This is a genomic window from Bradyrhizobium sp., assembly GCF_017881085.1.
GTDB lineage: Bacteria > Pseudomonadota > Alphaproteobacteria > Rhizobiales > Xanthobacteraceae > Bradyrhizobium.
This window is the reverse complement of record NZ_JADGRI010000359.1, coordinates 1-5125: the sequence shown is the minus strand read 5'-3', so window position 1 is coordinate 5125 and position 5125 is coordinate 1. Positions and strand designations below refer to the sequence as shown.

General features: G+C 61.6%; 5 protein-coding genes and 1 tRNA gene. All 6 read right to left on the bottom strand.

The window, feature by feature from the left end:
- Positions 1 to 54 precede the first annotated feature (54 nt).
- Positions 55 to 130 (bottom strand) — tRNA-Lys (locus QZ213_RS24380).
- Between the two features lie 160 nt (positions 131 to 290).
- On the bottom strand, positions 291 to 884 hold the full coding sequence (locus tag QZ213_RS24375; protein WP_291688635.1) for a Spy/CpxP family protein refolding chaperone: 594 nt from the start codon (positions 882 to 884) through the stop codon (positions 291 to 293).
- Positions 885 to 988: 104 nt separating this feature from the next.
- Entirely contained in the window at positions 989 to 2272 is a 1284-nt protein-coding gene (locus tag QZ213_RS24370) for a TRAP transporter large permease subunit (RefSeq protein ID WP_291688634.1), read from the bottom strand.
- Positions 2272 to 2841: a TRAP transporter small permease gene (locus QZ213_RS24365; protein WP_291688633.1), complete on the bottom strand. Its 570-nt coding sequence runs from the start codon at positions 2839 to 2841 to the stop codon at positions 2272 to 2274. Before QZ213_RS24365 ends, QZ213_RS24370 begins: the two co-directional genes overlap by 1 nt.
- A gap of 140 nt (positions 2842 to 2981) precedes the next feature.
- The gene (locus tag QZ213_RS24360) at positions 2982 to 3983 is read right to left on the bottom strand and encodes a TRAP transporter substrate-binding protein (protein WP_291688632.1); all 1002 of its coding nucleotides are present in this window, start codon (positions 3981 to 3983) and stop codon (positions 2982 to 2984) included.
- A 211-nt stretch (positions 3984 to 4194) separates the two neighbouring features.
- Positions 4195 to 5125 (bottom strand): 2-isopropylmalate synthase (locus QZ213_RS24355; protein ID WP_291688631.1); only part of this gene is annotated, 931 nt, incomplete at its 5' end.

The following is a 5125-nucleotide window of genomic DNA, read 5'->3' as shown; positions in this document are numbered from 1 at the left end:
TTGAAGAACAAGAAATTCTTCCGTCCAGCAAGTTATTGAAAACGCTTCATTATTTGGTGGGCGCACCAGGGCTCGAACCTGGGACCCGATGATTAAGAGTCATCTGCTCTACCAACTGAGCTATGCGCCCGGAACCTGGCCCCGGAAAGCCTTCACAAGAGGGCGTCGTTTAGCAAAGCGATTCGGCGATGTCCAGCAAACCATTGGGGTTTTCCCGGGTGAGAAGACGCGAAAAGCCGCCGGAATCCGGCGGCTTTTGCTTGAACATCGGGGGATTCAGGACCGCGCGGCTAGAGCCGGTCAGGGCCGCCCCGGTCGCCGTGATCCATATGCTCCATATGATCCCGGCCCGGTCCGCCGTCCCGGTCCCGATCGCCATCCATCATGCCGTGCTCGTAGCCGCGGTGCCGCCAGCCGCCGCCGAACCGGCCCTCCAGATGGGTCAGCATGGCGAGGCGGCGCTTCTGGCCGTCGTCCAGGGTCTTGTAGAGCGGGTCGGCCGCGTCCGCGATCTTCTTCAGCGCCGCCGCCGAGGTCGCCATGTTGTCGGCGCGTTCGCGCAGGCGCGACACCGGATCATCGGGCTTCTGCTGGTCGTCATCCTTCTGCGCGTTCATCCGCGCGTTGGCGCGATCGATTCGCAGTTTGGCGAAATCCCGCACCGCGGTCTCGACCGGCGGCCACAGCTTCTCCTGGTCGGCATTGAGCTTCAGCCCGGCGTGGACAGCGGCGATCCGCGCGTCGGTAAAGGCGGCCCGGTCCTCCGGATTCATTCGCATGTGCTGCATGTGCTCGTGAAACCACGGATGGTGCTGCTGGGCATAGACCGCGGTCGAACCGGCGATGGCGAGCGCCGCAATGCCGGCAATGGCAAACTTCTTCATGTGAACCTCCTTTGAAGGTTGACTGAGGATGAGCGCGTCCGGTGCCGCAATCAACTTACAGTTTGGAAAGACATCGCTGTCTTACCAAGATGTAATCTGCAGTTTCAAATCATTCCCAACAGCCGCGGCAGCCACAACGAAATCTCCGGGATGTAGGTAATCAGCCCGAGGAACACCAGCATCGCGCACAACCATGGCAACACCGCAATGGTGATCTCGCTGATACCCATTTTGGCTATGCTGCTGGCGATATAGAGATTCAATCCCACCGGCGGATGGCAAAGCCCGACTTCGGTGTTGACGATCATCAGCACACCGAGATGAACGGGATGGATGCCGAGCTTGGTCGCGAGCGGAAACAGGATCGGCGCCATGATCAGGAGGATCGAGGACGGATCCATCACATTGCCCGCCAGCAGCAGGATGATGTTGACCACCAAGAGGAACATCCAGATCGAGAAATTCTTGTCGATGATCCAGGCGGCCATTTCCTGCGGAATCTGCTCATGCGTCATCAGGAACGAGAACAACACCGCGTTGGTGATGATGTAGAGCAGCATCGAACTCATGCTGGCCGCCTGCAGCAGCACCTTCGGCACTTCGCTGAGCCTGAGTTCCTTGTAGACGAACACGGTGATGAAGAAGGCATAGACCGCGGCGACCGCGGCGGCTTCCGTCGGCGTGAAGATGCCGCCATAGATGCCACCAAGCACGATGCCGATCAGCAGCAGCCCCCAGAGACTTTCGCGGAAGGCGGTCCATTGCTGGCCGAGCGTCGCCTTTTGCATGCGCGGATAGCCGTTGCGCCAGGCCACGAACCAGGTCACGGCCGCCAGCATCAGCGCCAGGATGACGCCCGGCACGATGCCGGCCATGAACAGCGCGCCGATCGAGGTGTTGGTGGAAACGCCGTACAGCACCAGGATGATCGAGGGCGGCACCAGGATGCCGAGCGCGCCCGATGTCGAGATCACGCCGACGCCGAAGCGGCGCGGATAGCCGTGTTCGACCATGGCGGGCATCATGATCGAACCGATCGCGACCACGGTGGCGACGCTCGATCCCGAGATCGCCGCGAACATCGCGCAGGCCGCGACGCCGGCAAGGCCGAGGCCGCCCGGGAAATGGCCGACCAGCGACGTCGTGAACGCGATCATCCGGCGCGCGACGCCGCCACGGGTCAAGAAGGTGCCGGCCAGGATGAAAAACGGAATCGCCATGATGCCGAAATTGTCGAGACCGGAGAACAGTTTCAGTCCGACGCTTTCGATCGGCACTTCCGTCATCGTGAACAGGAAGGTCAGCACGGTGAGGCCGAGCGAAATCGAAATCGGCATGCCCGTCAGCATCAGGGCAAACAGCAGTCCGAAAATGACGGCAGCGCTCATCACGCCTCTCCCAGCGCAACCGGCGCCGTGGCGCTGACTTCGACGCCATCGACATGGGTGGCATCATGATGCGGCAGATCGCCGGTCCACCAATAGGTCCATGCCACCTGCAGGAAGCGGAAGCACATCAAATAGGAACCGAGCGGGATGCAGGCGTAGACCAGCCAGCTTGGCAATTCGAGGTCGGGCGAGACCTGGTCGGTGCTCATCAATTCGATGACGAATTTGGCGCCCATGGTGCCGACGATGGCCGTGAACAGGGCGCCGCCGAACAGGCCGAACAGGATGACGCCCTTCCGCCAGCGGTCATTGAGCTGGTTTATCAGCACGTCGACGCCGACATGGATGCCGGTTCGCACACCGTAGGCGGCGCCGAACTTCGCCATCCAGATAAACATGTAGATGCACAGCTCCTGCGCCCAGGCGATGTGGATCTGAATGAAAAATGGATAGAGAAACGATATCCCGGTGCCGAAGCGGTGCACGACGGAAATGAAAATCAGCAGCGTCGCGGCGCCCATCAGCGAACTGATCAGGATTTCCTCGAGCCGATCAAGGATACGAAGCATCTCTTCCCCCGTGCATCCGGTCAAACACCGGACACATCGTTTCGCTATTTGTGTGAAGTCGGCGCCGGCCGGTCCCCTGACCCGGCGCGCCGCGAAAATTCATGGCAAGCCCCTCGGGGGCCCGCCCGGCGTTTTGCATTTTAGTGGCTGGCCGCTCCGGTTTCCTTCAGGAACTCGTCGATCAGCGGCTGGCCGACGCGGCTGGCGACATCCTTATAGACCGGCTCCATCGCCTTGCGCATCGCGGCGTCCTGATCCGGCGTCAAAGGAATGATTTCGGTCTTGCCGGATTTCTTGATCTCGGCGAGCGCGTCGTCGTTTTCCTTCGCCGACTGGCCGTTGCCGAAGGCGGTCGCTTCCTTCATCGCCTTGTCGAGCTCGGTGCGAATGTCGGCGGGCAGACCGTCCCAGAACTTCTTGTTCACGACCACGACGTAGCCGATATAGCCATGATTGGTGACGGTGGCGTATTTCTGCACCTCGTGCATCTTCTGGGTGTAGATGTTCGACCAGGTGTTCTCCTGGCCATCGACCACGCCGGTCTGCAGCGCCTGGTACACTTCGCCGAACGCCATCACCTGCGGGATCGAACCCAGCGCGCGGAACTGCGCCTCGAGAACCTTGGACGACTGGATGCGGAACTTCACGCCTTTATAGTCCGCCGGGGTGACCAGCTTCTTGTTGGCGGTCATCTGCTTGAAGCCGTTGTCCCAGTAAGCGAGACCGGTCATGCCCTTCGAATCAAGCAGCTTGAGCAGCCGCGCGCCCAACGGACCGTCGGTCACCTTACGCAAGGTCGCCAGATCGGGGAGGATGTAGGGGAGATCGAACACCTCGAACTCCTTGACGCCGATCGGGCCGAACTTGGAGTTAGACGGCGCCAGCATCTGCACCGCGCCGAGCTGCAGGGCTTCGAGCTCTTCCTTGTCCTTGTAGAGCGTCGAATTCGGATAGACTTCGACCTTGACCTTGCCGCCCGTGTATTTCTCGGCCAGTTCCTTGAACTTGTCGGCCGCCTTGCCCTTCGGCGTGTCGGACGCCACGACGTGGCTGAACTTGATGACGATCGGCGCCTGCGCCGAGGCCGGACCGACCAGCGCCAATGCCGCGACCGACGCTGCGGCCAATATCAACTTACGCATGTTACCTCCCGCATGATTTTCGCGGACCGCGGAGCCCTGCCCCGGTGCCCAATTCCTGCGGCACCAATACAGAGAAGCCGGCCGAAATGCCATTGCGCTTTTAGGAGGGGTTTTTGCCAGCTTCGCTACAGTTAAGGATCTTTGCTGCAGTGCAAAAACGCGACGCCGAGGGCGCCACGTTTCCGGTTCAGACTTGTGTCTTTTGGAGAAGTCAGCTCGCCGCGGCCGCCGGCACGTCGCGCTGGCGCTTCATGACGATCTTGTTGAGCGCGCCGAGATAGGCCTTGGCCGAGGCCACCAGCGTATCCGGATCGGAGGCGCGCGCGGTCATCGAGCGGCCTTCATGGGCAAGCCGCACCGACACTTCGGCCTGCGCGTCGGTGCCTTCGGTGACGGCGTGGACCTGGTAGAGCTCCAGCTTGGCCTCGTGCGGCACCAGGGCCTTGATGCAGTTGAACACCGCGTCCACCGGGCCGTTGCCCTCGGCTTCCTCGATCCTAGTCTGGCCGTCGATGTTGAGCTTCATGGTGGCGCGCTGCGGACCATGGGTGCCCGCGATCACCGTCAGCGACGACAGCTTGATGCGGTCATGCGCGTTGGCGATTTCCTGATCGACCAGCGCCTCGATGTCCTCGTCATAGATGTCCTTCTTGCGGTCGGCCAGCGCCTTCATCCGCACGAACGCATCTTCCAGCTGGTTGGCGCCGAGCTTGTAGCCCATCTCCTCCAGCTTGTGCACGAAGGCATGACGGCCCGAGTGCTTGCCCAGCACCAGCGAGGACTGCTTCAGGCCGACCATTTCCGGCTTCATGATCTCGTAGGTCGAGGCATCCTTCAGCACGCCATCCTGGTGGATGCCGCTTTCATGCGCGAACGCATTGCGGCCGACGATCGCCTTGTTGTACTGCACCGGAAACGAGGTCGCCGCCGACACCAGCTTCGAGGCCCGCGTCAGCATGGTGGTGTCGATCTTGTTCCACCACGGAAACACGTCGTTGCGGACGTTCATCGCCATCACGACCTCCTCGAGCGCGGCATTGCCCGCCCGCTCGCCGATGCCGTTGACGGTGCATTCGATCTGCCGCGCGCCGCCGGCGATGCCGGCCAGCGAATTCGCCACCGCCATGCCGAGATCGTTGTGG